Origin of the sequence: Microbacterium sp. NPDC087589 (genome assembly GCF_044743635.1) — a bacterium.
Taxonomy (GTDB): Bacteria; Actinomycetota; Actinomycetes; order Actinomycetales; family Microbacteriaceae; genus Microbacterium.
In genome coordinates this window covers 34,076-60,326 of the sequence record NZ_JBIUWV010000001.1, presented here as the reverse complement: position 1 = coordinate 60,326, position 26,251 = coordinate 34,076, and the positions used below count along the sequence as shown (strand labels likewise).

Annotated in this window: 25 protein-coding genes; 7 read left to right on the top strand and 18 right to left on the bottom strand. The window is 67.5% G+C overall.

From position 1 onward, the window contains the following. Positions 1-23 precede the first annotated feature (23 nt). From ACIOU8_RS00310 to ACIOU8_RS00295, 4 genes are all read right to left on the bottom strand, one after another. Positions 24-599 carry a hypothetical protein gene (locus tag ACIOU8_RS00310; protein WP_400784840.1) on the bottom strand — a complete coding sequence of 192 codons (576 nt, stop codon included), beginning with the start codon at positions 597-599 and terminating at the stop codon, positions 24-26. After that, positions 596-1,534, bottom strand: coding sequence for a 16S rRNA (cytosine(1402)-N(4))-methyltransferase RsmH (rsmH, locus tag ACIOU8_RS00305; protein WP_400784839.1), 939 nt, complete (start codon positions 1,532-1,534; stop codon positions 596-598). Before rsmH ends, ACIOU8_RS00310 begins: the two co-directional genes overlap by 4 nt. 117 nt (positions 1,535-1,651) lie before the next feature. Further along, complete coding sequence (mraZ, locus tag ACIOU8_RS00300; RefSeq protein ID WP_311259213.1) at positions 1,652-2,083, bottom strand: division/cell wall cluster transcriptional repressor MraZ; 432 nt, start codon at positions 2,081-2,083, stop codon at positions 1,652-1,654. 314 nt (positions 2,084-2,397) lie between these two features. Continuing rightward, entirely contained in the window at positions 2,398-2,769 is a 372-nt protein-coding gene (locus ACIOU8_RS00295) for a DUF3040 domain-containing protein (protein WP_400784838.1), read from the bottom strand. Between the two features lie 98 nt (positions 2,770-2,867). Between ACIOU8_RS00295 and ACIOU8_RS00290 the strand changes: the two genes are divergently transcribed. Continuing rightward, the gene (locus ACIOU8_RS00290; RefSeq protein WP_400784837.1) at positions 2,868-3,956 is read left to right on the top strand and encodes a polyprenyl synthetase family protein; all 1,089 of its coding nucleotides are present in this window, start codon (positions 2,868-2,870) and stop codon (positions 3,954-3,956) included. Positions 3,957-3,996: 40 nt separating this feature from the next. Here the strand turns inward: ACIOU8_RS00290 and ACIOU8_RS00285 are convergent, their stop codons facing one another. Then, on the bottom strand, positions 3,997-4,341 hold the full coding sequence (locus ACIOU8_RS00285) for an Rv2175c family DNA-binding protein (RefSeq protein WP_400784836.1): 345 nt from the start codon (positions 4,339-4,341) through the stop codon (positions 3,997-3,999). A gap of 218 nt (positions 4,342-4,559) precedes the next feature. Between ACIOU8_RS00285 and ACIOU8_RS00280 the strand changes: the two genes are divergently transcribed. Together ACIOU8_RS00280 and pknB are read left to right on the top strand one after the other, a co-directional pair. Continuing rightward, positions 4,560-5,765: a LysM peptidoglycan-binding domain-containing protein gene (locus ACIOU8_RS00280; protein WP_400784835.1), complete on the top strand. Its 1,206-nt coding sequence runs from the start codon at positions 4,560-4,562 to the stop codon at positions 5,763-5,765. Positions 5,766-5,844: 79 nt separating this feature from the next. After that, on the top strand, positions 5,845-7,791 hold the full coding sequence (gene pknB, locus ACIOU8_RS00275) for a Stk1 family PASTA domain-containing Ser/Thr kinase (RefSeq protein ID WP_400784834.1): 1,947 nt from the start codon (positions 5,845-5,847) through the stop codon (positions 7,789-7,791). Positions 7,792-7,907: 116 nt separating this feature from the next. On the opposite strand, the gene ACIOU8_RS00270 is transcribed toward pknB, so the two are convergent. Beyond that, positions 7,908-9,248, bottom strand: coding sequence for a class II 3-deoxy-7-phosphoheptulonate synthase (locus ACIOU8_RS00270; protein ID WP_400784833.1), 1,341 nt, complete (start codon positions 9,246-9,248; stop codon positions 7,908-7,910). Positions 9,249-9,286: 38 nt separating this feature from the next. Then, the gene (locus ACIOU8_RS00265; RefSeq protein ID WP_400784832.1) at positions 9,287-9,985 is read right to left on the bottom strand and encodes a lysophospholipid acyltransferase family protein; all 699 of its coding nucleotides are present in this window, start codon (positions 9,983-9,985) and stop codon (positions 9,287-9,289) included. A gap of 151 nt (positions 9,986-10,136) precedes the next feature. Between ACIOU8_RS00265 and ACIOU8_RS00260 the strand changes: the two genes are divergently transcribed. Next, positions 10,137-11,969, top strand: coding sequence for an AMP-dependent synthetase/ligase (locus ACIOU8_RS00260; RefSeq protein ID WP_400784831.1), 1,833 nt, complete (start codon positions 10,137-10,139; stop codon positions 11,967-11,969). Positions 11,970-12,030: 61 nt separating this feature from the next. Here ACIOU8_RS00260 and ACIOU8_RS00255 read toward each other — a convergent pair whose 3' ends face one another. From ACIOU8_RS00255 to ACIOU8_RS00245, 3 genes are all read right to left on the bottom strand, one after another. Beyond that, the gene (locus ACIOU8_RS00255) at positions 12,031-12,522 is read right to left on the bottom strand and encodes a peptide deformylase (protein WP_400784830.1); all 492 of its coding nucleotides are present in this window, start codon (positions 12,520-12,522) and stop codon (positions 12,031-12,033) included. Then, entirely contained in the window at positions 12,522-14,456 is a 1,935-nt protein-coding gene (locus tag ACIOU8_RS00250) for a MinD/ParA family protein (protein WP_400784829.1), read from the bottom strand. The genes ACIOU8_RS00255 and ACIOU8_RS00250 overlap by 1 nt, the downstream gene beginning before the upstream one ends. 66 nt (positions 14,457-14,522) lie before the next feature. After that, on the bottom strand, positions 14,523-17,930 hold the full coding sequence (locus ACIOU8_RS00245) for a pyruvate carboxylase (protein WP_400784828.1): 3,408 nt from the start codon (positions 17,928-17,930) through the stop codon (positions 14,523-14,525). A gap of 94 nt (positions 17,931-18,024) precedes the next feature. Between ACIOU8_RS00245 and ACIOU8_RS00240 the strand changes: the two genes are divergently transcribed. Continuing rightward, entirely contained in the window at positions 18,025-18,837 is an 813-nt protein-coding gene (locus ACIOU8_RS00240) for a ParA family protein (protein WP_290161951.1), read from the top strand. An 82-nt stretch (positions 18,838-18,919) separates the two neighbouring features. Here the strand turns inward: ACIOU8_RS00240 and ACIOU8_RS00235 are convergent, their stop codons facing one another. The 3 genes from ACIOU8_RS00235 to ACIOU8_RS00225 all read right to left on the bottom strand — a co-directional run bounded on the left by ACIOU8_RS00235 (position 18,920) and on the right by ACIOU8_RS00225 (position 20,736). Then, positions 18,920-19,465 carry a MerR family transcriptional regulator gene (locus ACIOU8_RS00235; protein WP_079113096.1) on the bottom strand — a complete coding sequence of 182 codons (546 nt, stop codon included), beginning with the start codon at positions 19,463-19,465 and terminating at the stop codon, positions 18,920-18,922. A gap of 99 nt (positions 19,466-19,564) precedes the next feature. Beyond that, the gene (locus ACIOU8_RS00230) at positions 19,565-20,251 is read right to left on the bottom strand and encodes a MerR family transcriptional regulator (protein ID WP_400784827.1); all 687 of its coding nucleotides are present in this window, start codon (positions 20,249-20,251) and stop codon (positions 19,565-19,567) included. Next, complete coding sequence (locus tag ACIOU8_RS00225) at positions 20,251-20,736, bottom strand: FHA domain-containing protein (protein ID WP_140037456.1); 486 nt, start codon at positions 20,734-20,736, stop codon at positions 20,251-20,253. Before ACIOU8_RS00225 ends, ACIOU8_RS00230 begins: the two co-directional genes overlap by 1 nt. A gap of 99 nt (positions 20,737-20,835) precedes the next feature. Between ACIOU8_RS00225 and ACIOU8_RS00220 the strand changes: the two genes are divergently transcribed. Beyond that, positions 20,836-21,501, top strand: coding sequence for a copper resistance protein CopC (locus ACIOU8_RS00220; protein WP_400784826.1), 666 nt, complete (start codon positions 20,836-20,838; stop codon positions 21,499-21,501). Positions 21,502-21,510: 9 nt separating this feature from the next. Continuing rightward, positions 21,511-22,908, top strand: coding sequence for a dihydrolipoyl dehydrogenase (gene lpdA / locus ACIOU8_RS00215; RefSeq protein WP_053096802.1), 1,398 nt, complete (start codon positions 21,511-21,513; stop codon positions 22,906-22,908). A 57-nt stretch (positions 22,909-22,965) separates the two neighbouring features. Here lpdA and ACIOU8_RS00210 read toward each other — a convergent pair whose 3' ends face one another. The 5 genes from ACIOU8_RS00210 to ACIOU8_RS00190 are packed head-to-tail and all read right to left on the bottom strand — an operon-like array spanning position 22,966 to position 26,245. Further along, on the bottom strand, positions 22,966-23,685 hold the full coding sequence (locus ACIOU8_RS00210) for a methyltransferase domain-containing protein (protein ID WP_400784825.1): 720 nt from the start codon (positions 23,683-23,685) through the stop codon (positions 22,966-22,968). Next, the gene (locus tag ACIOU8_RS00205; protein ID WP_400784824.1) at positions 23,682-24,836 is read right to left on the bottom strand and encodes a type III polyketide synthase; all 1,155 of its coding nucleotides are present in this window, start codon (positions 24,834-24,836) and stop codon (positions 23,682-23,684) included. Before ACIOU8_RS00205 ends, ACIOU8_RS00210 begins: the two co-directional genes overlap by 4 nt. A 54-nt stretch (positions 24,837-24,890) precedes the next feature. Continuing rightward, the gene (locus ACIOU8_RS00200; protein WP_400784823.1) at positions 24,891-25,535 is read right to left on the bottom strand and encodes a CYTH domain-containing protein; all 645 of its coding nucleotides are present in this window, start codon (positions 25,533-25,535) and stop codon (positions 24,891-24,893) included. After that, a complete protein-coding gene (locus tag ACIOU8_RS00195; RefSeq protein ID WP_290161938.1) occupies positions 25,528-25,740 on the bottom strand; it encodes a response regulator in 213 nt (70 codons plus the stop codon). Before ACIOU8_RS00195 ends, ACIOU8_RS00200 begins: the two co-directional genes overlap by 8 nt. Before the next feature lie 34 nt (positions 25,741-25,774). Next, positions 25,775-26,245, bottom strand: a complete 471-nt coding sequence (locus tag ACIOU8_RS00190) for a prepilin peptidase (RefSeq protein ID WP_400784822.1) — start codon at positions 26,243-26,245, stop codon at positions 25,775-25,777. Positions 26,246-26,251 lie beyond the last annotated feature (6 nt).

Genomic DNA, 26,251 nt, shown 5'->3' with positions numbered 1-26,251 from the left:
CGGTTCTCGGTGGGCGGATTCGACTAGCGGGTGCTCGGGCTCGGAAGCCCGTCGGTGATGGCAGGCGGGAGCTCTTGCGCGGACTGGCCCGCCGTCCCTCCAGGCACGGCGTCGTCTGCCGTCGAGGGGTTGACCGGCACATCGTTCAGCAGGGAGTTGCTCACTGCGCCGGCGCCGTTCGGATCGATCGTCGACGACCCGGTCGCACCGGTTCCCTGACCGAACACGGCGCCGTCGCTCAGTCGAAGATAGGACGGAGCCCCCGCCACGACCATGCCGAGCGATGCGGCGCCGGCGGCGAGGGACTGCGGCGAGCTCATTCCGGTGAGGTCCTCCTGCAGGGCGTTGGCGTGCAGGTCGAGCTCGTGCTGCTGCGCAGCGAGACCGGCCAGCACGAAGGAGTCCTGCGTGATCGCCAATGAGAGTCCGATCTGCACGGCTCCGATGATGATCGCCCCGGCCAGTGCCGCGATCGCGTAGGCGAGCTTCGGTTTGCGGCGGACCGGTGTGCCGGTCACCGGCTCGAGACGTCGCCGAGGAGTGCGCTCAGGCGCGCTCGGCAGCGCCCTGGACTTCGGAGCTGCGACGTTCAGGCTCATGAGCTCTCCCGCACTTTCTCTGCGGAACGCAGTCTGACCGGAATGGCGCGGGGGTTGCGGGCCCGCTCTTCGTCGTCGGCGAGCTCCGCACCCTTGGTGATGATGCGGAATCGGGGTGCGTGCTCGGGCAGTTCGACGGGCAGGCCCCGCGGTGCGGTGGAGGCGGCACCGGCCGCGAAAGCCTGCTTCACGAGTCGGTCCTCGAGGGACTGGTACGACATGACCACGATGCGCCCGCCGACCGCGAGGGCGTCCATGGCAGACGGGATCGCGTCCGCCAGCACGTTGAGCTCGGCGTTCACTTCGATGCGCAGCGCCTGGAAGACGCGCTTGGCCGGGTGACCGGAACGCTGGGCCGCTGCGGGCGTGGCCGCCTGGAGGATCTCGACGAGCTCACCGGAGCGCGTGATCGGCTTCTTCTCGCGTGCGGCGATGATGAATCGCGCGTAGCGACCGGCGAGCTTCTCCTCGCCATAGCGTTCGAAGATGCGACGCAGGTTGCCCTCGTTGTAGGTCGCGATGACCTCGGCGGCCGTGACTCCCTTGGTCTGATCCATCCGCATGTCGAGCGGGGCGTCCTTGGAGTAAGCGAAGCCGCGCTCCGCCTCGTCGAGTTGCAGAGACGAGACTCCGAGATCGAAGAGGATGCCGGCCGCGCCCTGGGCGTGCAGCCCGATCTCGTCATACACGGTGTGCACGAGTGTGATCCGGTCCTGGAAGCGAGCGAGCCGCTCCCCCGCGATGCGCAGCGCGTCGGTGTCGCGGTCGAGTCCGACGAGACGGATGTGGGGGAAGCGCTCGAGCAGCGCCTCGGAGTGACCGCCCATGCCGAGGGTGGCGTCGACGAGCACCGCTCCGTCTGCCTGCAGGGCGGGAGCGAGGAGCTCGACGCAGCGGTCGAGCAGAACTGGGGTGTGGATGTCGCGGAGGTTCATGATCTTTCTCGGGTGACCTCTGTATGTCGGTGACCAGGGCCCTGATCCCCCTCCGCTTCACGACCCGGCACCGGGGAAGTGTGTCGGGGCAGGAGCGGCGGGGCATCACAGCCGTGGTCAGAAGAGTCCCGGAATCACCTCCTGCTCGAGATCGGAGTAGGTCTCCTCGCCGGCGGCGAGGTAGCTGTTCCAGCTCTCGGCATCCCAGATCTCGGCGTGGGCGCCGACTCCGGTGACGATGAGTTCCTTCTGCAAGCCCGCGTACTGACGAAGGTGCACGGGAATGGTGATGCGGTTCTGGCTGTCTGGCATCTCCGCACTCGCACCGGAGAGGAACAGTCGCATGAAGTCACGCGCCTGCTTGTTCGCGAGCGGAGCCTGACGGATCCGTTCGTGCATCGCCTCGAACTCGGCCGTGCTGAAGACGTAGAGGCAGCGTTCCTGCCCTCTGGTGACGACGATGCCGCCACCGAGGTCTTCGCGGAACTTCGCGGGAAGGATGACCCGTCCCTTGTCGTCCAACTTCGGAGAATGCGTTCCCAGCAACATCAGCCATCACCCCCTCTCCGTCCGGCCAACTCGAGGTGCGCCCCACTTTACTCCACTTTCCTCCACAAACCTACGATCAATCCGCAGCAGGGCGCGGCCGGCGACTCAGAGCACGCCGACAAACCGCGAGATCACGCGGCTTGATGGGAGTGGAGGGAGGTGGAGGACCAGTGGAGGGTCAGTGGAGGGTGAGTGGAGGGTCAGCGCAGGGTCAGCGGACTGATATCAGCACGCAGACGTCCGGAGAGTCAGCGTCCGAACACGACGAAGGCCCGGATGCTCAGAGCATCCGGGCCTTCGAGGAAGTGGTGGGGTCAGTTGCCGTCTTGGCGGCGTTCCCATCGATCGTTCATGCGATCCATGAAGGATGCCGAACTCCGCTGCTTGGGTTCGCGCTCACGAGGAACCGCAGACAGCGGCTTGCGCACCGGCGTCACGGCGATCATGACGCCCCCGAGCATGGCGACGAATCCGATGACGCCGACCACGACGCCCCAGACGTCTCCGAGCACGACTCCGACGATCAGACCGCCCACGCCGGCAAGGAGCAGAAGGGCTCCGTAGACGAGGTTGCGGTAGCTGAGAGCTCGATCGCCTGACGGCGCACTGACGACATCGGCGTCGTTGTGGAGGAGATGGCGTTCCATCTCATCGAGCAGACGCTGCTCCTGTTCGGAGAGTGGCATTTCGTCCCCCTCGGGTAATCGTTCGTCCATTCTACGCGCGGTATGCCGCTGCGGGCTAGCAGTAAGGGCCTCCGTTGGCTTTACGTATGCTGGGAGTCGTGCCGACCTCCTCCTTCGTCTCCGACGCCGTCGCCGCACGCCTGCGGCTGTTCCTCGACCGGATGCGAGACGAGTCGACCGACTACGGCCCCGACGCCGCAGGCCTGGTCGATTCGGCCGCCGACACTCTCGTAGGAGGCAAGCGACTGCGCGCGCGTTTCTGTCATGCGGGCTGGCAGGCCGTGGCGCACTTCCGCGATCGCCACGCCGAGGAGTCCGCAGCCCTCTGGGATGTCTGCGCCGCTCTGGAGATCTTCCAGTCCGCCGCGCTGGTGCACGACGACCTGATCGACAACTCCGACACCCGACGCGGCCGGCCGGCCGCTCACCGCGCGCTCGAGACCGCCCACGTCGGGGCCGGTTGGCGCGGCGACCCGGCGGCGTTCGGCCGCTCGTCCGCGATCCTCCTCGGCGACCTGCTGGTGGCCTGGAGCGACGATCTCCTCGAGGACGCGATCGAACCGCTCCCCCATGCATCGGCGGTACGCCGCGAATACGGCCGCATGCGCCGAGACGTCACCGTCGGCCAGTTCCTCGACATCGCCGAGGAATCCGCATGGAGCGTCCACGCCACCGACTCGCACGTGGAGCGTGCCCTTCGCGTGATCTCGTTCAAGTCGGCGCGGTACAGCATCGAGCAGCCCCTGGTGCTCGGTGCGGCGATCGCAGATGCCGAAGATGACCAGCTCCTGGCCCTTCGCCGGTTCGGTCATCCGGTCGGGATGGCCTTCCAGCTTCGCGATGACCTGCTCGGCGTCTACGGCGATGCCGCCGTGACGGGCAAGCCGGCGGGCGACGACCTGCGCGAGGGCAAGCGCACGGTGCTCGTGGCCCTCACACGGCAGACGCTCGACGCATCCGCCCGCACCCTGTTCGACGAGATGCTCGGCGATCCCGAGCTCACGGGCGAGCAGGTCGCGTTCCTGCAGGCGACCATCACGGCCTCCGGCGCCCTCGAGCATGTGGAGCAGATGATCGACGAGTACGCACGGGAAGCCGATCGAGCGCTCTCCGGAGCACGACTCGACAACGCGGCCGTCGGAGACCTGCGGGATCTCGCACGCGCGGCGACGGTGCGGTCGGCCTGAGGTCGAGCCGTCTGACTGCGAGCGGTCGCGACCGCTCGGTTCAGGCCAGGGTTCGGGCGACCCTGCGGACAGCGCTCTTGTGCCCGGCGAGGAGAGCGTCGATCGGCGAGCGACCCAGCTCCTCGTCAGGGGCGAGAAGCCAGTCGATGACCTCGTCATCGGTGAAGCCCGCGTCCTGCAGCACGATGATGGTGCCGCGCAGCGAAGACAGCGGGTGGTCGTCGACGATGAACACCGACGGAACCGCGAACACGCCGGAGCGACGCGATCCGATGAGGTAGTGCTCGTCGATCAGCCGGCGCACGCGACCCAGCGTCTCATCGAGGACGTCGACGAGATCGGGCATGGTCAGCCACTCGGTGGCGGTGACGCCGGAGGTGCTCACAGCGTTCTCAGGCGCGTCCTCGGACTGCGGGGTTTCGGAGGGATTGCTTTCAGACGACACAGACACGTTGCAACTATCTCACCTCTGAGAGCCGACCGCATTTCGGACTCGATCGCGGCCTCGCGTCACATTCGTATCAGCAGCATCACCCGTCACTTCTGTTGACTTCCGTTTACATACGTGTCAGCGTTGGCGGACGTCGAACAAGGGAGACCACCGTGACGACGCATGCTGTCGCGCGACGGACGCGCTATATCCAGCTCGGAGTACCCGCTGCCGTGCTGGGCACACTGTCGGCGGCGATCGCCGCCGCCCCCGCTGCTGCTGCTGCTGCGGAGACCGTCTCGTCGCCGATCGAGCGGATCCAGTCGACACCGACGCGCATCGCCCCCGCCGAGGCGCCTCCTGTTGCCTACACCGTCCAGCCGGGTGACACGATCTCATCGATCGCGAACCGCTTCGGGCTCCGGACGGTCGACGTGCTCACCGCGAACGGACTCAGCTGGCGTTCCGTGATCTACCCGGGGCAGACGCTCTCGCTGACAGCGGGCGCCTCCCCCATGCCGCCCGCCGCACCGGCCGCAACGGGCTCGGCCACCACCCACACCGTCGCCGCGGGCGACACCGTGTTCAGCATCGCGCAGCGGCATGGCACGAGCGTCGACGCCGTGCTCGCCGCGAACGGCCTCACCCGGGCATCCGTCATCTACCCCGGTCAGCAGCTCGCACTCACCGGGTCTCCCGCTCTCGCTCCTGCGGCGGTGGCGGTCACTGCGCCCGCGCCCGCGCCCGCGCCCACGGCGGCCGGCGGACAGACTCACGCCGTGGCCGCGGGCGACACCCTGTTCGCGATCGCGAAGAAGTACGGCACGACCGTCGCGCAGCTCTACGCGCTCAACGGCATGGCGCCTGGGGCGATCATCTACCCCGGTCAGAGCCTGGTCATCGCCGCAGCACCGGTCGCCGCTCCGGCACCTGCTGCTGTCACCACCGCACCACCGGCCCAGCTGTTCGCGAACCTCGACGCCGAACAGGCCGCCAACGCCTCGATCATCATCCGTGTCGGCCGCGATCTCGGCGCACCCGACCGCGCCATCGCCATCGCCCTCGCCACCGCGATGGTCGAATCCAGCATGCGCAATCTGTCATGGGGCGACCGCGACTCGCTCGGCCTCTTCCAGCAGCGCCCGAGCATGGGCTGGGGAACTCCCGAGCAGGCCGTCGACCCCGACCGCAGCACACGCGTCTTCTTCGGCGGCTCCTCGGACCCCAACGGACAGGCCTCACGCGGACTTCTCGACATCCCCGGCTGGGAGAGTCTGCGGTTCACTGATGCCGCGCAGGCAGTGCAGATCTCGGCGTATCCCGAGCGATACGGCCAGTGGGAGACCCAGGCCCATCAGTGGCTCGGCCAGCACGGTTGATCGCCTTCCGGGCAAACCCGCAGGCGCAAGGGGCGAGCCGCTCCCCGGGCTTTCGGGCAGTTCTCCATAGAATCTTGACGTGACGACCAATCAGCAGGCCGACCCCCTCATCGGGCGGCTTGTCGACGGTCGATACCGCGTGCGGGCCCGGATCGCGCGCGGAGGCATGGCGACGGTGTACGTCGCGACGGACCTTCGACTCGAGCGACGCATCGCTCTGAAGGTCATGCACGCGCATCTCAGCGACGACTCCGCCTTCCAGAGCAGGTTCATCCAAGAGGCTCGCGCAGCGGCGCGGCTGGCCGACCCACACGTCGTGAACGTGTTCGATCAGGGCCAGGACGGCGAGCTCGCCTACCTGGTGATGGAATACCTGCCGGGCATCACGCTGCGCGAACTGCTGCGCGAACAGAAGCGGCTCACTGTCCCGCAGACCATCACGATCATGGATGCCGTGCTCGCCGGGCTCTCGGCCGCGCACCGCGCCGGAATCGTCCACCGCGACGTGAAGCCCGAGAACGTGCTTCTGGCCGAAGACGGCCGCATCAAGATCGGCGACTTCGGTCTCGCCCGAGCGACCACCGCGAACACGGCCACCGGTCAGCAGCTGCTCGGCACCATCGCCTACCTCGCGCCCGAGCTCGTCACCCGAGGAACGGCCGATGCCAGGAGCGACATCTACGCGCTCGGCATCATGCTCTACGAGATGCTCGTCGGCGAACAGCCCTACAAAGGCGAGCAGCCCATGCAGATCGCCTTCCAGCACGCCACCGAGTCGGTGCCGCGACCGAGCGTCCGCAACCCCGGCGTGCCGGAGCAGCTCGATGAGCTCGTGCTCTGGGCGACCGAGAAGTCACCGGACGAACGCCCCGACGACGCCGGACAGATGCTGGAACGGCTGCGTGAGATCGAGCGCGGTCTGGGCATCGCTCCCGCCGTCGCCGCCGCCACAGCCTCGCAGCGCTCTCAGGCCGACTCCGCCGACCTCACCAAGGTCATGCCGAGCACGATGGTCATCGCCAACCCCACCGCCCCGGTGCAGGCCGCGGTCGACAACGCGACGCTTCTGCGACGCCGTTCGTCGCGACGCCGCGCACGTGGTGCGTTCCTGCTGACACTGGTGCTTCTCCTCGCCACAGTGGCGGGCGGCGTCGGGTGGTGGTTCGGATCCGGCCCAGGCTCCCTCGTCGCTGTCCCCGGAGTCGTCGGACTGTCGTACGACGATGCCGCCTCGGCATTGACCGCCGAGGGGTTCGTCCCTGTGCGCGGCGAGGAGAGCTCCATCGACGTCCCCAGCGGGGAGACGATCCGGACGGATCCCAATGAGGGCGAACGACTCGACAAGGGCACAGAGATCACGGTCTTCGTCTCCTCGGGGCCCGCATCGCACACGGCGGAGACCCTCAACGGCAAGACCGAGCAGGAGGCCCGCGACTACCTCGCGGACATCAAGGTCAACGTCACCGAGACTCCCCTGCTGCTCTTCTCCGATGCCGAGGCCGGGCGCGTGATCAACGCCTTCGTGACGCCCCGCGCCGGCGGCGAGGTGTATGCATGCGCCGAGGGGTGCGAGCTGCTCGAGGACGACACCGTCGAACTCTACGTCTCGGCCGGTGCCTTCCCCGACGTCGCGGGGATGAGCGTGGATCAGGCGACGAACACGCTCCGCGACAAGGGTGTCGAGGTCAACTCCGAGTCGCAGTTCGTCTTCAGCGATTCTGTCGCGAAGGACATCGTCATCGGGGTCACCGACCGCGCCGAGGAGGGCAATCGACGCCCTGGCGACACCGTCCAGCTGATCGTCTCGAAGGGACCCGAACTGTTCCCGGTGCCGAGTGTCGAGGGACTGAGTCGGGATGAGGCTGCCCAGAGGATCCGTGATGCGGGATTCGAACCGACTTGGAACGGCATCTGGAACGCATTCCCCAACGACTTCACCGAGGTCACCGGCTCAGACCCCGGCGCGGGCTCTCAGCGCGCGAAGGGCACCGAGATCACTCTTCAGATTCGAAGCAGCGCGTTCTAGGGCGAAGCCGCTCCAGAACCGGCAGCCTCCCTCGCCCGTGCCCGCCCGTCTGCGTCTCAGAGAAAGACAGCCCCCTCCGCGCACGGAGGGGGCTGTCTTTCTGTCAGGTTCGTCGGTCAGCGCTTCTCGAGCTCTTCCGCGACGAGGAAGGCCAGTTCGAGCGACTGCATGTGGTTGAGGCGAGGGTCGCAGAGGCTCTCGTAGCGGGTGGCCAGGGCGGCCTCGTCGATGTGCTCGGATCCTCCGAGGCACTCGGTGACGTCGTCTCCGGTGAGCTCGACGTGGATGCCGCCGGGGAAGGTTCCCACGGCACGGTGCGCCTCGAAGAAGCCACGTACCTCGTCGACGACGTCATCGAAACGACGCGTCTTGTACCCGGTGGGCGTCGTGATCCCGTTGCCGTGCATCGGGTCGGTGACCCACAGCGGCTGCGCGCCCGAATCACGTACGGCCTCGAGCAGCGGCGGCAGGGCGTCGCGGATCTTGCCCGCACCCATGCGCGTGATGAACGTCAGACGCCCGGGCTCGCGGTTCGGGTCGAGCTTGTCGATCAGTGCGAGAGCGGTCTCGGGCGTCGTGGTCGGACCGAGCTTGACACCGATGGGGTTGCGGATCTTCGAGAAGTAGTCGACGTGCGCGCCGTCGAGCTCGCGCGTGCGCTCACCGATCCACAGGAAGTGCGCCGAGGTGTTGAAAGGCGTGTCCGTGCGGGAGTCGATGCGGGTCATCGGGCGCTCGTAGTCCATCAGCAGGCCCTCGTGGCCCGTGAAGAACTCGACGCGGGTGAGCTCGTCGAAGTCGGCGCCGGCCGCTTCCATGAACTTGATGGCACGGTCGATCTCGGCTGCCATGCGCTCGTAGCGCTGGTTGGCCGGGTTCTGCGCGAAGCCCTTGTTCCACGAGTGCACCTCGCGCAGGTCGGCGAAGCCACCCTGCGTGAACGCGCGGATCAGGTTGAGCGTCGACGCAGCGGTGTGGTACCCCTGCAGCAGACGACCCGGATCGGCCCTACGGGAGGCCTCTGTGAAGTCATAGCCGTTCACGATGTCGCCACGGTACGCGGGAAGCGTGACGTCGCCACGGGTCTCGGTGTCGCTGGAACGGGGCTTGGCGAACTGGCCCGCCATGCGCCCCATCTTCACGACCGGCATCGACGCCCCATACGTCAGCACGACCGCCATCTGCAGAACCGTCTTGATGCGGTTGCGGATCTGATCGGCGGTGGCGCCGGCGAAGGTCTCTGCGCAGTCGCCACCCTGAAGAAGGAACGCCTTGCCCGACGCTGCGCGCGCGAGGCGGTCGCGGAGGTTGTCGACCTCACCTGCGAACACCAGGGGCGGAAGCGTCGAGATCTGCGCGGAGACCTCGGAGACGCGCTCGGCGTCGAGCCACTGGGGCTGCTGCTTGATCGGGAGCGAGCGCCACGCGTCAAGCGCGTCGATGTGGTGCGGGAGCATGATGTCCAGCCTAGCGCTCGCGGCGAAGTCGAGATGCCTCAGGAGCGCTGTGTGACGCGGGCCGGAAGCCTGTCCTTCACGCTCGACGCGTACACGTCGTCGTACTGCTGCTCACCCAGCCTCTGGAGTGCGACCATGATCTCGTCCGTGACGGACCTCAGGATGTAGCGGTCATTCTCCATGCCCGCGTATCGGGAGAAGTCCAGCGGTTCGCCGATCACGATCCCGACCCTCACCACGCGCGGCAGGCGCTGTCCGATGGGCATCGCCGTGTCGGTGTCGACCATGATCACGGGGACCACGGGGACCTTCGCCTCCATGGCCATGCGCGCGATGCCGGTGCGGCCGCGATAGAGCCTTCCGTCGGGGCTTCTCGTTCCCTCCGGGTATATGCCGAGCAGGTCTCCGCGTCCGAGCACCTGCAGGCCGGTGTTCAGAGATGCCTCTGAAGCTTTGCCGCCCGAGCGATCGATCGGGATCTGACCTGTCGCCTTCATGAAGAACTTCGTGGCCCAGCCCTTGAGTCCGCGTCCGGTGAAGTAGTCGCTCTTGGCGAGGAACGACATCGGGCGGTCGATCATCAACGGAAGAAAGATCGAGTCGGCGAACGACAGGTGATTGCTGGCGAGGATCGCAGCCCCCTGTGAGGGGATGTTCGCGCGCCCGACCACCCATGGTCGGAATATCGCTTTGACCACGGGGCCGATCGCCACGTACTTCATCAGCCAATAGAACATCGAGGTGAAGTCTAGCGCCGCGACCGGCATCCGCCAGCGCGTTGCATCGACGACACGTGATCGGCGACTCAGTCCCACCTGATGTGCGACTGAGTGCCATGCTCTAGACTCGTGTGCAACCCAGTGCCCGACCGGTACCGAAGGAGCTGCCGTGGTCCAGTTTGAAGTCCCTGCCGTCATCCCCGCCGACCCAGAAGCAAACGTCTCAGACCTGCTGGCACAGCGGGTCAAGGCGACACCGGATCGTCCTCTGTTCTCCGTGCCCGACGGCGAGGTCTGGCGCGACATCACCGCCGCCGACTTCGAGACCGCCGTCATCGCATTGGCCAAGGGATTCGTCGCCGCCGGCATCCAGCCGGGCGACAAGGTCGGCTTCCTCGCCCGCACCACGTACGACTGGACGCTCGTCGACTTCGCTCTGTTCTACGCAGGTGCGGTGATGGTGCCGATCTACGAGACCAGCTCTCCGTCTCAGATCCAGTGGATCCTCGAGGACTCCGGAGCCGTCGCTCTCGTCGTCGAATCCCCCGAGCACTTCGCGCGCCTCGACGAGGTGCGCGGTGACCTCCCCCTCCTCCGCGAGGTCTGGCAGCTTCACCTCGGGGCGATCGACTCGCTGACCGCTCAGGGCGCCTCCGTGACGGATGCCGAGATCGAGCGCCTGCGCAGCATCGCCGTGGGCTCCGACATCGCCACGCTCATCTACACCTCCGGCTCGACCGGTCGCCCGAAGGGCTGCGTGCTCACGCACAGCAACTTCGTCGAGCTCTGCCGCAACTCCGCCAAGGCGCTCGACGCGGTCGTGCAGACGCCCGGCGCATCGACGCTGCTGTTCATCACCACCGCGCATGTCTTCGCCCGGTTCATCTCGATCCTGAACATCCACGCGGGTGTCCGCACCGGGCACCAGCCCGACACGCGACAGCTGCTCCCGGCGCTCGGCTCGTTCAAGCCGACGTTCCTGCTCGCGGTGCCACGCGTGTTCGAGAAGGTCTACAACTCGGCGGAGCAGAAGGCCGAGGCCGGCGGCAAGGGCAAGATCTTCCGCGCTGCCGCGGACGTCGCGATCCAGCACTCGAAGCTGCTCGAAGAGGGCAAGAGCGTCCCCTTCGGAACCAGGCTGAAGTTCGCACTGTTCAACAAGCTGGTGTACAGCAAGCTGCGCGAAGCGATGGGCGGCAACGTCGTCTATGCCGTGTCGGGTTCGGCTCCCCTCGGTGCGCGACTGGGCCACTTCTTCCACAGCCTCGGCGTGGTGATCCTCGAGGGCTACGGCTTGACCGAGACGACCGCTCCCGCGACCGTGAACCTCGCGGACAAGTCGAAGATCGGCACCGTGGGTCCTGCTCTCCCCGGCGTGGGCGTGCGGCTCGCTGACGACGGCGAGATCGAGGTGCGAGGCGTCAACGTGTTCAAGGAGTACTGGAACAACCCCGAGGCCACGGCCGACGCGTTCAGCGAGGGAGGCTGGTTCCGCACCGGCGACATCGGCAGCTTCGACTCCGAGGGCTTCCTCACCATCACCGGTCGCAAGAAGGAGATCATCGTCACGGCCGGCGGCAAGAACGTCGCACCCGCCGCCCTCGAAGACCCGATCCGAGCGAACCCGATCATCGGACAGGTCGTGGTCGTCGGAGACCAGCGCCCGTTCATCTCGGCGCTCATCACGCTCGACCCCGAGATGCTGCCGACCTGGCTCGCCAACGCAGGGCTCCCCAAGGAGATGTCGCTCGCCGAGGCGGCGAAGAACGACGCGGTCCGAGCCGAGATCCAGAAGGCGGTGGATGCCGCCAACGCCCGTGTGTCCCGCGCCGAGTCGATCCGCAAGTTCACGGTGCTCGACAGCGAGTGGACCGAGGCGTCGGGGCATCTCACGCCCAAGATGTCGATCAAGCGCAACGTGATCATGAGTGACTTCGCCGATGAGATCGCCGCCATCTACGACGAGCCCGTCACCACGACCAACGTCGCTCTCGGAGGCTGAAGCGCGCGGGATATGAGAAAGGCCCCGCTTCGGCGGGGCCTTTCTCATATCCATCCGAGGTTCAGAACCAGGCGCTCTCTCTGACCTCGCGCATCGCGCGCTTGCGCGTCTCGGCATCGAGTCGCGTGAGGTAGAGCCTGCCGTCGAGGTGATCGGTCTCGTGCTGAAGCGCCTGCGCCATGAGGCCGCTTCCCTCCAGGACCACCGGCTCACCGTCGAGGTCGATGCCCTCGACTCTGGCCCAGGGGTGGCGCAGTGCGTCATGCCAGAGTCCGGGGACGGACAGACACCCCTCCCCCGTCGGCACGGGGTCGCCACGGACCTCGGCCAGAACGGGATTGAGCACATAGCCGATGTCGCCGTCGATGTTGTAGCTGAAGGCGCGGAGCGCGACACCGATCTGCGGGGCGGCGACGCCGGCGCGCCCCGGCAGCTCGACGGTGTCGATCAGGTCGGCCACGAGCGCACGGACACCGTCGTCGACCGTGTCGATCGGTGCGCAGATGGAGCGAAGCACGGGGTCTCCGAATACTCGGATCTCACGCACCGCCATCAGTCGACCTTCGCTCGCAGGCCCTCGACGAGCAGCGCGGCGAGCTCGCGCGCCGCCACTCGGGTCTCCGGCTGCAGGTTCGCGAAGACGATGGTCCCGCCCCCCGCGATCTGTGCGTCGTACGGCATCCGCACGACACGCTTCGCCCTCGTACGGAAATGGGCCTCGAGTTCGTTGAGACGCACGAGCGGTGCGCCGGGAGTCGACTGGTTCAGCACCACGACGGCCTCACGGGCTTGATCGGCGTATCCGTTGCTCTCGAGCCAGGTCAGCGTCTCCGACGCCAGGCGCGCCTCGTCGACGCTCAGCCCTGAGACAATCACGATCTGATCGGCGAGATCGAGCGTGGCCGACATCACCGAGTGCACGATGCCCGTGCCCGTGTCTGTGAGCACGAGCGAGTAGTAGTGCGCGGCGACTCCGGCCACGTCCCGGTAGTCGCTGTCGCTGAAGGCCTCTGCGATCCGCGGATCGGAATCCGAGGCGAGCACGTCGAGGCGGGTCGCATCTCGTGCGACGATCGCGGAGATGTCGTGATACCCCCGGACTTCGTCATGGATCCGGACGAGGTCGCGGACCGACTTGCTGTGGTTCGGGCGAACCACGCGCTCAGCGAGGGTGCCGCGATCGGGGTTGGCGTCGACCGCGATCACGCGATCGTCCCGGGCGTCGGCGAGGGCCATACCCAGCAGAGCGGTGATCGTCGTCTTGCCGACTCCCCCCTTGCGAGACAGCACCGGAACGAAGCGGGCGCCGCCGACGATCGGCGCGGCGATCCTGGCGCTCAGCGCTTTGCGCTCGCGTGCGCGTCGTCCGTCTCCGATGTTGATCCGACGTCCGGAGATCGCGTAAAGGAAGTGACTCCAGGCGCCCTCAGGCTCGGGCTTGGTGATGCGGTGCGGATCCAGCAGACGGTCCGCGGTGAGCAGGTCTGCGCTCTCGCGAGACGAGTCGCCGAGATCGTCCAGACGCTTCGCGGAGAGCTGCACGTCTGCGCGACCTGATCGGGTCGTCGGTGTCGCGGCCCGCTGGGGCTTGTCGGCGTTCATGACCGAACTCTCCTTCTTGGCGAGGGATGATGCCGCCGACGATCTCCGTGAGCTGGGCGCGGCGTCGATGTCGGCTTTCGCCCTCGCGACGAACGCTGCGGCGGCGGCGGCTTCTGCTGCGACGGCGTCGGTGGGCGCGGCATCCGACGCAGCCGTGGCTGCCGCGTCGGCGGTTGTCACGGGTGCAGTCCTGGCGCGTTCGCGCATGCGCGCGGGCGCGGGGTCCGGCTCCGGCTCCGGCTCTGGCTCCGGCTCCGGCTCCGGCTCCGGCTCCGGCTCCGGCTCCGGCTCCGGCTCCGAAGAGGCTTCCAGCTCAGGCTCCGGCGCGAGTTCCGCTTCGAGTTCCGGCGCAGGCTCCAGTTCCGGCTCCGGCTCGGGTTCCAGTTCCGCCTCCGGCTCAGGTTCTGGTTCCGGCTCGGGTTCTGGTTCCGGCTCGAGTTCCGGCTTCGGCTCGAGTTCTGGTTCTGGTTCCGGCTCGAGTTCCGGCTCCGGCTCCAGTTCCGTCTCTGGCTCAGGCTCGAGTTCCGGCTCCGGCTCCGGAACCGCCTCGGGCTCCGGCTGTTCGATCGCCCCGGCGCGCTCGTCGTCCGCAACAGGCTCCGGTGGCAGCTCGATGATCATCGGAGCCGCGCCGAGCGGCGCAGGTGCGATCTCGGCAGCGGCCTTCGCCGCGGCGACCGGCTCGTCGATGATCAGGTCGGCGACGACCTCACCCTCGACGACTCCGTCGTCCTCCAGATCATCGTCTTCGTCTTTCGGGAGCACGACGCTCACCTGTGCCGTGTTGCCGAGTATGCCGATGGCCGAGGTGTCCAACGACGTCGCGTCGTCGAGCACCCCTCTGGACTCGTCGTCCGGGTTGTCTGCCACGTTCTTCGGGGTCACTGTGTCACTCCAAGCTTGTGCGGGCCTCGGGTGCGTTGCGTCGAACGCGGCCTCGCCCGCACAAGATTAGTGCGCGGGGCGGATGACGACCAAAAGATCCCCGGCCTCGACCTGCTGCGTCGCGCCGATCGCCAGGCGCTCCACCACGCCGTCGACGGGGGCGGTGATGGCCGCCTCCATCTTCATCGCCTCGATGGATGCGACCGGCTCACCGGCCCGCACCGAGTCACCGATGTCTGCTTTCAGGGTCACGACGCCGGAGAACGGCGCGGCCACCTGACCGGGCACCGAGGTGTCGGCCTTCTCGATCTCGTGCACGTCGACCGCGACCGATCTGTCGCGCACGAACACCGGCCGCAGCTGGCCGTTGAGGGTCGTCATGACGGTGCGCATGCCCTTGTCGTCCGCGTCACCGATGGCTTCGAGACCGACATAGAGCTGGACGCCGCGATCGATCTCGACGACGTGCTCCTGGCCCTGCACGAGACCGTAGAGGTAGTCAGCGGTGTCGAGCACCGAGAGATCGCCGAACAGCTCACGGCTCTCGGTGAACTCACGCATGGGAGCAGGGAACAGCAGCGTGTTGAGCCGCGCACGACGGGTCGCGCTGTCACCCGCCAGCGATGCCTCGTCGTCGGCGGAGATCTCGGTCATGCCGATGCGCACCGAACGCCCGGCCAGTACCTTCGTGCGGAAGGGCTCGGGCCAACCACCCGGGAGGTCGCCGAGTTCGCCGGCCATGAAGCCAACGACCGAGTCGGGCACGTCGTACTTCTCCGGATTCGCCTCGAAATCGGCGGGGTCGGCCTTGACGGCGGCCAGATGCAGGGCGAGATCGCCGACCACCTTCGATGACGGCGTCACCTTGGGAACGCGTCCCAGGATTCGATCGGCCGCGGCGTACATGTCCTCGATCAGCTCGAAGTCGTCCGCGAGTCCGAGCGCCTTCGCCTGCTGACGGAGGTTCGACAGCTGCCCGCCCGGGATCTCGTGGTGGTAGACCCGCCCGGTGGGGCCGGGAAGTCCGGACTCGAACGGCGCGTACATCCGGCGGACCGCCTCCCAGTACGGCTCGAGGTCCGAGACGCTGTCGAGGGAGATGCCGCTGTCACGATCCGTGTGCGCGAGTGCAGCGACGAGGGATGAGAGAGAGGGCTGGCTGGTGGTGCCGGAGAGCGGAGCGGATGCCGCATCCACCGCATCCACTCCTGCTGCGCTCGCAGCGAGCAGAGTGGCGAGCTGGCCGCCCGGAGTGTCGTGCGTGTGCAGGTGCACGGGCAGGTCGAAGCGCTCGCGCAGTGCGGCGACGAGCTTGGCGGCCGCCGCGGGGCGCAGGAGCCCCGCCATGTCCTTGATCGCGATGATGTGCGCTCCCGCATCGACGATCTGAGCCGCGAGGTGCAGGTAGTAGTCGAGCGTGTAGAGGTCCTCGGCGGGGTTGAGAAGGTCTCCGGTGTAGCAGAGTGCCACCTCGGCGACCGCCGTGCCCGTGCTGCGCACAGCCTCGATCGCCGGACGCATCTGCTCGACGTCGTTGAGCGCATCGAAGATCCTGAAGATGTCGACCCCGCTCGCTGCCGCCTCCTGCACGAAGGCCTCCGTGACGGCCGTCGGGTAGGGCGTGTAGCCCACGGTGTTGCGTCCACGCAGGAGCATCTGGATAGCGACGTTCGGAAGCGCGGCCCGCAGCTTGTCGAGACGCTCCCAGGGGTCTTCGCCGAGGAAGCGCAGTGCGACATCGTAGGTCGCTCCTCCCCAGGCCTCGACCGAGAGCAGCTCCGGCGTCAGCCGGGCGATGTGCGGTGCGGCTGCGACGAGGTCTTTCGTGCGCACACGGGTGGCGAGCAGAGACTGGTGCGCATCGCGGAAGGTCGTGTCGGTGATCGCGAGAGCGCTCTGCTCCCGCAGGCTCCGGGCGAAGCCCTCAGGCCCCAGCTCGAGCAGACGCTGTCGTGAACCGGCGGGCGGGGTTGAGGCGAGGTCGACGGCGGGGAGCTTGGCAGCCGGATCCAGGGAACCGGGGTGGACCCCGTGGGGCTTGTTGACCGTGACGTCGACCAGCCAGTTGAGGATCCGAGTGCCGCGGTCCTTCGACTCACGACCACGGAGAAGATCCGGGCGCTCGTCGATGAAGGACGTGCTCACGTCGCCGGCGATGAACGCGTCATCCTCCAACAGCGCCTGCAGGAACGGGATGTTGGTCGACACGCCGCGGATGCGGAATTCGGCCAGCGCACGCCGGGCGCGCGCCACCGCCGCCGGGTAGTCGCGCCCACGGCAGGTCAGCTTGGCGAGCATCGAGTCGAAGTGCGGGCTGATCTGCGCACCCTGGTGCACGGTTCCGCCGTCGAGGCGGATGCCCGCGCCACCCGGCGACCGGTAAGTGGTGATCTTGCCCGTGTCCGGCCGGAACCCCTGCGTCGGGTCTTCCGTGGTGATGCGGCACTGCAGCGCGGCTCCACGAACCTGCAGTCTGTGCTGTTCCAGTCCGAGTTCCGCGAGGGTCTGGCCCGCGGCGATGCGCATCTGGCTCTGCACGAGATCGACGTCCGTCACCTCTTCGGTGACGGTGTGCTCGACCTGGATGCGCGGGTTCATCTCGATGAAGACGACCTCGCCGGTGCGCTCCCCCGCGGTCTCGAGCAGGAACTCGACCGTTCCCGCGTTCTCGTATCCGATGGATCGCGCGAACGCGACCGCGTATCCGTGCAGTGCGGTGCGGATGCTGTCGTCGAGGTTCGGCGCCGGTGCGATCTCGACGACCTTCTGGTGTCGACGCTGCACCGAGCAGTCGCGTTCGAACAGGTGGACGGTCTCGCCGGTCTTGTCCGCGAGGATCTGCACCTCGATGTGCCGGGGACGAAGGACGGCCTGCTCCAGGAACATCCGCGGGTCGCCGAACGCGCTCTCCGCCTCTCGCATCGCCTCTGCCAGTGCCGGCGCGAGCTCCGCCGCGGACTCGACCCGGCGCATGCCACGGCCACCACCGCCGGCCACGGCCTTGGCGAACAGAGGGAAGCCGATCTCCGAAGCCTGGGCCACGAGCGCGTCGACGTCATCGGACGCCTCGGTCGAACGGAGCACGGGGACCCCGGCCTCGATCGCATGGCGTTTGGCCTCGACCTTGTTCCCGGCCATCTCGAGCACCGAGGAGGGCGGACCGATGAAGACGATGCCGTTCGCCGCAGCCTTCTCGGCGAGCTCGGGATTCTCCGACAGGAAGCCGTAACCGGGGTAGATCGCATCCGCTCCCGCATCCTTCGCGACACGGATGATCTCGTCGACATTCAGGTACGCACGGACCGGATGCCCCCGCTCGCCGATCTCGTAGGCCTCATCGGCCTTGAGCCGGTGGACGGAGCCGCGGTCCTCATGCGGGAAGACGGCGACTGTTCTCGCCCCGACTTCGAATGCCGCACGGAAGGCACGGATCGCGATCTCGCCGCGGTTCGCCACAAGGATCTTCTGGAACATGCACACCTCTGGAAGCTCGATGCGCACTTCTGATCGGCACGCATGGGGCGGGGCTGAGTGTGCACCCAGCCTAGGGGAAGGTAACGTGGTGTTCGTGCACGTACTCAGCGTCAGCTCTCTCAAGGGAGGCGTCGGCAAGACGACAGTGACCCTCGGCCTGGCCTCAGCGGCCTTCGCCCGCGGTGTCCGAACGCTCGTCGTCGACCTCGACCCTCAGTCCGATGTGTCCACCGGAATGGACATCCAGGTGGCCGGTCGGCTCAACATCGCCGATGTCCTGGCCAACCCGAAGGAGAAGGTCGTCCGTCAGGCGATCACCTCCAGCGGCTGGGCGAAGGTGCACCCCGGAACCATCGACGTGCTGATCGGCAGCCCGTCGGCCATCAACTTCGACGGCCCCCACCCGAGCGTGCGCGACGTGTGGAAGCTCGAAGAGGCCCTGGCCTCCGTCGAAGCCGACTACGACCTGGTCCTCGTCGACTGCGCCCCGTCGCTGAACGCCCTCACCCGCACCGCCTGGGCGGCGAGCGACCGCGTGATGGTCGTCACCGAACCCGGCCTCTTCTCCGTCGCCGCGGCCGACCGCGCGCTGCGCGCGATCGAGGAGATCCGTCGGGGCCTCTCCCCCCGCCTGCAGCCGCTGGGCATCGTCGTCAACCGCGTGCGCCCCCAGTCGATCGAGCACCAGTTCCGCATCAAAGAGCTGCGCGACATGTTCGGCCCCCTCGTGCTCTCCCCCCAGCTTCCGGAACGCACGTCGCTGCAGCAGGCCCAGGGTGCGGCCAAGCCGCTGCACATCTGGCCGGGTGACTCCGCTCAGGAGCTCGCGTCGGACTTCGACCAGCTGCTCGATCGGATCATCCGCACCGGGCGCATCCAGGTCGCGGATTCCGGGCCGCAGGCCTGACTCACCGCAGACAGCAGAACGGCCATCCTCTCTCGAGGGTGGCCGTTTCTTCGTGTGGAGTGCGGCGCTGAGCCGCGGACGCTCAGGCGGAACGCTTGGTGCGGCGTGCCGACAGCTCGTCGACGGGGTCGGGTGATGTCGCGTCGAACTCGACGAGCGTCGACTCGACCTCGCGCAGCACCTTGCCCACCGCGATGCCGAACACGCCCTGACCACGGCTGACCAGGTCGATGACCTCGTCGTTCGACGTGCACAGGTAGACGGACGCGCCGTCGCTCATCAGGGTCGTCCCCGCGAGATCGCGGATGCCGGCGCGGCGAAGCTCCTCGACCGCCGTGCGGATCTGCTGCAGAGAGATCCCGGTGTCGAGCAGGCTCTTCACAAGCTTGAGTACGAGGATGTCGCGGAAGCCGTAGAGGCGCTGCGAGCCGGATCCGCTGGCACCTCGCACCGTGGGCTCCACGAGCTCGGTGCGTGCCCAGTAGTCCAGCTGACGGTAGGTGATGCCCGCTGCACGCGCCGCCACCGCGCCGCGGTAGCCCACCTCGTCGTCCATGGCCGGCAGACCGTCGGTGAAGAGGAGTTCTGGCACGAACCGCGGGTCGCCTGCACGCTCATCCGCATTCATTTGAAATCCTCCCTGGAGCTGTTACCTCCACGCTAGAGCAGCCCTCTGGCACCGGCAATGACATCCGTGGGACGCCGAAGGTGTGTCGCAATCAGTTCGTTACGAAAGCAACCTGGTGAGTGCATCTTTGACGAAGAGCGAGCGCACTTCGTCGATCTTCGCGGCGAGGTTGGGAGCCATGTCGTTCGCCTTCGCACGCGACGCCGCGTCTGTGCGACGGAGCAGCGACGACATGGCGGACTCGATCAGCGCGACCTCGCGCTCAGCGCCCTGCCTCAGCGATCGCAGATGGCGCGGTTCGATGCCGTGACGATCGAGTGCGACCAGGCCACGCAGCAGGGTGACGGTCGACTCGGGGTAGCTCTCCTGGGCGACGATGACACCGGTGCTGATCGCATCGTTGAGGAGCTGCGGGCCTGCCCCGGCTGCCGACAGCAGCTCACCGCGGCGGTAGCGACGAGGCGTCGGCGTGATCGACGGCGGCGGCGCGAGCGCAGCCGGGTCGCCGTTCGCCTCAGCGTCGTCCAGCTGCTCTCGGATGATGCTGAGAGGAAGGTAATGGTCGCGCTGCAGTGTGAGACCGAGGCGCAGTCGCTCGATGTCAGCCTGCGAGAACTTGCGATAGCCCGACTCCGTGCGCGACGGGCTGACGATCCCCTGCACCTCCAGGAAGCGGAGCTTGCTGGAGGTGAGCTCCGGAAACTCCGGCGTGAGCCGAGCAAGCACCTGACCGATGCTCAGAAGGCCCGCGGACGCCGAGCGTTCGCGGGCGGGAGAAGCCGCCATCAGTCGATCGCCGCGACGCGATCGACAGGAGACACGAAGAAGTTCAACCGGAACTTGCCGACGCGAAGCTCGGTGCCGTCGACCAGCGCACTGCGGTCGACACGCTCGCCGTTGACGTACGTGCCGTTGAGCGAGCGCTGGTCGATGATCTCGAACGTCGAGCCGTTGCGAGTCACCTCTGCATGGCGTCGCGAGACGGTCACGTCGTCGAAGAAGATGTCGGCTTCGGGGTGGCGTCCCACGGTCGTCACGTCGGTGTCGAGCAGGTAGCGGGCCCCCGCAAGAGCTCCGGAGCGCACCAGAAGCAGTGCAGAACCGGAAGGGAGGGCCGCGATGGCGCCCTGCTCCACGTCCGTGAGCTCCACGCCGAAAGGCACGAAGGAGAGGTCCGAGTCGTGCCCGAACGTCTGCGTCACGTCGTGCCTCTGCTCGCCGGGACGGTGGATCGCGGCGTCTCCGCCCGATCGATTCTGGCTGTCTGTCACTATGCCCTCCTAAGCGTCCAGACTAACTGATCCGACGCCGCTCGCGGGAGCTCGCTTCACACTCAGGCATCACATACCGACACTTCATAGGCTGAGGATGTGAAAACCACAGCCCGTCGCCTCCCCACAGCTCCGGTCGCACTCGCCGCCGCCCTTCTGACCGCGTTTCTGGTGCTGTTCGCGCCTCTCTCCGCCTCAGCCCACGACAGTCTGCTCGCGTCCTCCCCCGAGGCCGACAGCACGGTCGACACTCTCCCGACCGAGCTGACGCTCACCTTCAGCGCGAAGCTCATCGACGAGACCGGCGCGACCGAGGTGGTCGTGACCGATCCCTCCGGCAACTCGGTCGCCGACGGCGCTGCCACCGTCGAGGGTGCGATCGTCACGCAGCAGCTCGCCACGGAGGCCCCCGCCGGCGCCTATCACGTGATCTGGAAGGTCGTCTCGAGCGACGGCCACCCGACCTCGGGAGAGTTCGACTTCACGGTCGCGAACAGCACCGAGGTCGTCCCGACAGCGGAGCCGAGCGCCGAGCCCACCGCCACCGACACGGCCGCTCCCACTCCGAGCGCGACCGCAGGCCCCGGCACCGACGCCACGCCCGCGCCCGCGCCCGAGAGCGACGATTCATCCGCCTCCACGACTCTGATCTGGGTGCTCGCCATCGTCGGGGTGCTCGTGGTCGTCGGCATCGTCGTCCGGCTCGTGGCCCGCGGTCGCCGCGCCCCGGATTCCAGCGATTCCGACGCCCCATCAGAGCGATAGGCTTAAGGCATGCCACATTACGATGTCGTCATCCTCGGTGCAGGTCCTGGCGGATACGTCGCTGCGGTTCGCAGCGCGCAGCTCGGTCTGTCCACCGCCATCATCGAAGAGAAGTACTGGGGCGGTGTGTGCCTCAACGTGGGCTGCATCCCCTCCAAGGCTCTCCTGAAGAACGCGGAGCTCGCGCACACGCTCAACCACAAGGCCGACTTCTTCGGCATCTCGGGTGAGTTCACGATCGACTACGGCAAGGCGTTCGACCGCAGCCGCGTCGTCGCCGACGGCCGCGTCAAGGGCATCCACTTCCTGATGAAGAAGAACAAGGTGACCGAGTACGACGGTCGCGGCACGTTCACGGGCCCGAAGGCGATCTCAGTCGCCAAGTCCGACGGCTCGACCGAAGAGGTCACCTTCGACAACGCGATCATCGCGACCGGCTCGAAGGTCCGTCTGCTCCCGGGTGTGCAGCTCAGCGACAACGTCGTGACCTACGAGGAGCAGATCCTCAGCCGTGAGCTCCCGAAGTCGATCGTCATCGTCGGAGCCGGCGCCATCGGCATGGAATTCGCATACGTGATGACCAACTACGGCGTCAAGGTCACGATCATCGAGTTCCTCGACCGCGCGCTTCCCAACGAGGACGCCGACGTGTCGAAGGAGATCGCGAAGCAGTACAAGAACTACGGCGTCGACATCCTCACCTCCACCAAGGTCGAGTCCGTGGTCGACAACGGCTCATCCGTCACCGTGTCGTACACCGGCAAGGACGGGCAGCAGAGCTCGATCGAGGCCGACAAGGTGCTCATGTCGGTCGGCTTCGCTCCCAACATCGAGGGCTTCGGCCTCGAGGCCACCGGCGTCAAGCTCACCGAGCGCGGCGCGATCGACATCGACGACCACATGCGCACCAACGTCGAGGGCATCTACGCGATCGGTGACGTGACCGCCAAGCTGCAGCTCGCCCACGTGGCCGAGGCACAGGGCGTCGTCGCTGCCGAGACCATCGGCGGAGCAGAGACCCAGACGCTCGGCGACTACCGCATGATGCCTCGTGCGACGTTCTGCTCGCCGCAGGTCGCCTCGTTCGGCCTCACCGAGCAGCAGGCGAAGGACGAGGGTCGCGAGATCAAGGTCGCGACCTTCCCGTTCATGGCCAACGGCAAGGCGCACGGCCTGGGCGAGCCGGTCGGATTCGTCAAGCTGATCGCCGACGCCGAGCACCTCGAGCTCATCGGCGCCCACATGATCGGTCCGGACGTCTCCGAGCTTCTGCCCGAGCTGACGCTGGCCCAGAAGTGGGACCTCACGGCCCTCGAACTGGCTCGCAACGTGCACACCCACCCGACGCTGTCGGAAGCGCTGCAGGAGGGCTTCCACGGTCTCGCAGGTCACATGATCAACTTCTGATCCGAGGATCAGATCATCGAAGGCCCGACACTCTCACCAGTGTCGGGCCTTCGTTCGTCATGGCACCGACTCGGGCTCCCGACGCAGTTCCAGCCGTGAGGGCAGGCCGAAGCGCACAGTCCACCCCGACGGCACGAGAGCGGAGAGCTCTCTCCGCGTATACGAGCGACGGATGCTGATGAGGCCGTCCTCCCGGATGAACGAGCCGCGGAACAGCGTGCCAGACAAGGCCCAGGTCGCGGCGTCGTACAGCGCATAGGCGAATCGGGTGCGGGCGATGTCCCGGTGCACCACGACTCCGCCGTCCCGGACGAGCGCCGCGGAGTCACGCAGCAGACCGTCGAGCTCTGCCCCGGTGAGGTGATGCAGCAGGTGATTCGAGAAGACCACGTCGTACTGCTCGCCCTCCGCCACGAGGTCTGCGGCGAAAGCGCAGCGATATCGGATGCCGGCGCCGTCGTCGCGATCCGCAGCCCAGCGAATCGCCCGCTCGTCGGCGTCGAGCGCCGTGATCTCGGCATCCAGCCCTGCGCGCCGCAACCGCGCCGCGATCATCCGGCACACGTCTCCGCCACCCGCGCCGATGTCGAGGATGCGGACCGGACCACGGCGGGCACGCGGCCGGATCTCTCGGCGATGGAGCAGCCCTGGGCGGGAGACGAGCGCGTTGACCAGACGGAAGCGTCTGTAGGTCTGCTCCAGCATCCCGATGTCGGCATCCGGATCATCCATGAGCTCGCGCGCCTCGGTGGCGCGCATCGAGAGGTCGTGTCTCACGAGACCCCGGTGGTGACCGTCATCAGCGCGCTCTCGGCGGTCAGCCCCGGGCCGAACGCCATGGCGGCGACCCGCGACCCCTCGATCGCGCCGTCGTCGAGGATCCGCTTGATGACGAAGAGCACCGTCGCACTCGACATGTTGCCGTTCTCGCGCAGCGTCTCCCGAGCCGGGTGCAGCTGAGCGTCACTCAGCTGCAGCCGCTCCTGCACACGGTCGAGGATGCTGCGTCCGCCGGGGTGGATCGCCCAGTGCTCCACGCGCTCCCCCACTCGCCCCTCATCGAATGCGGCTGTGAGCTCGCCCTCGCCGGCGTAGAGCGGACGGATGGCGCCGATGATGGTCTCGCCGATGATCTGCGGCACCTTGGTCGACAGGATCATCTCGAAGCCGTGGTCGCCGATGGTCCAGGCCATGTCCTTCTCGCCCTCGGCGGCGATCGCCGTGTGGAAGCCGTCGAGACGGACGGCTGGCACCGGCGTCGCGAGGTCGCGTGAGGTGACGATGCCGGCGGCGGCGCCATCCGCGAAGAGCGAGTTGGCGACGATGAGATCAGGGTCCTCCGATGAGCGGAGGTGCACGGTGCACAGCTCGACGCTGACCACGAGCACCACCGCAGTGGGATCGGCCGCGCAGAACTGGCTCGCCGCTCGGAGCGCGGGCAGCGAGGCGTAGCAGCCCATGAACCCGAGGTGGTAGCGCTGCACACTGTCGGAGAGGCCGAGGCCCCGCACGATCTCGTACTCGGGACCGGGCGCATGGAAGCCCGTGCACGATGCCGTGATGACGTGCGTGACGTCGGCGGCGACGATGTCGGGATCGGCGTCGAGGGCGCTGCGCGCCACCTCGACGAAGAGACGCGACGCCTCGCGGATGTAGACGTCGTTGCGTGCGGCCGTTCCCGGTGACTGCAGGATGCCGGACTCCCGATCGAAGAAGAGCTTCTCATCGGTGCTCGCCGTGGGCGAGAGCTCTTCGATGACGGTATGCCGGGTGTCGATTCCGGACCCGTTGAAGGATGCTCCGATGATTCGCCGCGCCAGGCGCCCGACGTCGGGCTGCGAGGCGAAGATGTCACGCACCTCGTGCTGCTCGATGACGGTGTCTGGAACGATCGTCCGCAGCGAGCGGAGTACGGCGGTGCGGGTCATGTCTGTCACTCAAGCATGACCCCGCGTCCGCGTGGAAGGGGCTTGCGCAGGGAGTCAGAAACCCAGAGCGCGAGCGAGCTTGGAGCCGGATGAGGCATCGCGACCCCCGGCGGCGAAGATCACCGTCTCCGCTGCCTCGAACAGGGCTGCTCGCCCCGCCCCGTCAGCGGGCGCAGCCGGTCCGAGCTCGAACTCCCACTCGCGCCATTCACGCTGCACGTCGCGTCTGAGGTCGGTCGCTCGAACGCGGTCGTCGACGAACTCGGCGACCACACCGGCGGGGCCGGTGAGCAGATACGCCGTGCGGGTGTTCTCGATGCGGGCGAGGGGCGTCAGCGGTCCCGTCGCCCATCGCGAGACGGTCGCGGTCACGGCATCCGGGATCCTGTCGTCGTCGCCCAGCGGCCAGCCGATCTCGAGACGACCGTCGCCCTCACGCGGTCCCTTGATGTGCCAACCGGCATCGGGGCCGCCGGTGCGGCGACGAAGAGCCACCCCCGAGCGGGAGAGCTCGGCGTCTGCGGTGTCGAAGTAGCGTGCGTCGAGTTCGCGCACCTCACCTGACGACACGACGTCCACTCCGGGAATCCCCACCCACTCCGGCAACGGAGTGGCGTCGTCGACGTCGTACTTGCGCTCGACCTCGACGACTCTGGAGGGTTCTGAGCCGGACTGCGGAGCGTGGTGGTGCTCAGTCATCCGACGGGTTGATCTCCTCGAGGGCTTCGTCGTACCAGTAGTCGATCTCGGTGGGACCGTCGGTGTCTCCGGTGTTCTGCGCGTCGCCGCGCCGGTTGTACACCACCTGGGTCTCGCTGTAGGGGACGATCAGCTTGTCGTCCGCGTCGCCGAGAGGAATGATCTGCCCGTCCAGCGGGCCGCCGTGAAGTCGTGCGAGTGCCATGTGCTCACCCTATCCCCGTCACCGCGGATGGGACTCATCGCATGACGATGCCGAGCAGCGCGCCCAGGATCATCCACGGTCCGAAGGCGATGCGCGTCGAACCGTCAGCCCTGCGGAGCATCATCAGCGATATGGAGAACAGGGCACCGAGCACGAAGGCCGATGCTGCTCCCACGGCGAGCGCCTGCCAGCTGTGCCACCCGAGGATCAGGCCGATGACGGCGGCGAGCTTGACGTCTCCCCCTCCCATGCCCTCGCGGCTGAGCAGCCGGAGCGTCGCATAGAAGCCGCCGAGGATCACCATGCCGAATGCTGCTCTGATCATCGTCGCACTCTCACCGGAGGCGATGGCGTCGGCGATCACGAGGACGACGAGTGCCGCGAGGGTGGGGAGCACGATCCGGTTCGGCAGTCGATGGGTGCGGATGTCGATGGCGATGAGTCGGCAGGCGATCACGAACAGTGCCAGATGGACGGTCACGACGGCCACAGTGCGGAGATCCATGCCCGA

Excerpts from the sequence above, each read along its gene's own strand:
- ACIOU8_RS00310 (WP_400784840.1), bottom strand. The coding sequence starts at position 599 with ATGAGCCTGAACGTCGCAGCTCCGAAGTCCAGGGCGCTGCCGAGCGCG.
- rsmH (WP_400784839.1), bottom strand. The coding sequence starts at position 1,534 with ATGAACCTCCGCGACATCCACACCCCAGTTCTGCTCGACCGCTGCGTC.
- mraZ (WP_311259213.1), bottom strand. The coding sequence starts at position 2,083 with ATGTTGCTGGGAACGCATTCTCCGAAGTTGGACGACAAGGGACGGGTC.
- ACIOU8_RS00295 (WP_400784838.1), bottom strand. The coding sequence starts at position 2,769 with ATGCCACTCTCCGAACAGGAGCAGCGTCTGCTCGATGAGATGGAACGC.
- ACIOU8_RS00270 (WP_400784833.1), bottom strand. The coding sequence starts at position 9,248 with ATGCTCCCGCACCACATCGACGCGCTTGACGCGTGGCGCTCGCTCCCG.
- ACIOU8_RS00265 (WP_400784832.1), bottom strand. The coding sequence starts at position 9,985 with ATGTTCTATTGGCTGATGAAGTACGTGGCGATCGGCCCCGTGGTCAAA.
- ACIOU8_RS00255 (WP_400784830.1), bottom strand. The coding sequence starts at position 12,522 with ATGGCGGTGCGTGAGATCCGAGTATTCGGAGACCCCGTGCTTCGCTCC.
- ACIOU8_RS00245 (WP_400784828.1), bottom strand. The coding sequence starts at position 17,930 with ATGTTCCAGAAGATCCTTGTGGCGAACCGCGGCGAGATCGCGATCCGT.
- ACIOU8_RS00235 (WP_079113096.1), bottom strand. The coding sequence starts at position 19,465 with ATGAATGCGGATGAGCGTGCAGGCGACCCGCGGTTCGTGCCAGAACTC.
- ACIOU8_RS00230 (WP_400784827.1), bottom strand. The coding sequence starts at position 20,251 with ATGGCGGCTTCTCCCGCCCGCGAACGCTCGGCGTCCGCGGGCCTTCTG.
- lpdA (WP_053096802.1), top strand. The coding sequence starts at position 21,511 with ATGCCACATTACGATGTCGTCATCCTCGGTGCAGGTCCTGGCGGATAC.
- ACIOU8_RS00205 (WP_400784824.1), bottom strand. The coding sequence starts at position 24,836 with ATGACCCGCACCGCCGTACTCCGCTCGCTGCGGACGATCGTTCCAGAC.
- ACIOU8_RS00200 (WP_400784823.1), bottom strand. The coding sequence starts at position 25,535 with ATGACTGAGCACCACCACGCTCCGCAGTCCGGCTCAGAACCCTCCAGA.
- ACIOU8_RS00195 (WP_290161938.1), bottom strand. The coding sequence starts at position 25,740 with ATGGCACTCGCACGACTTCACGGCGGCCCGCTGGACGGGCAGATCATT.
- ACIOU8_RS00190 (WP_400784822.1), bottom strand. The coding sequence starts at position 26,245 with ATGGATCTCCGCACTGTGGCCGTCGTGACCGTCCATCTGGCACTGTTC.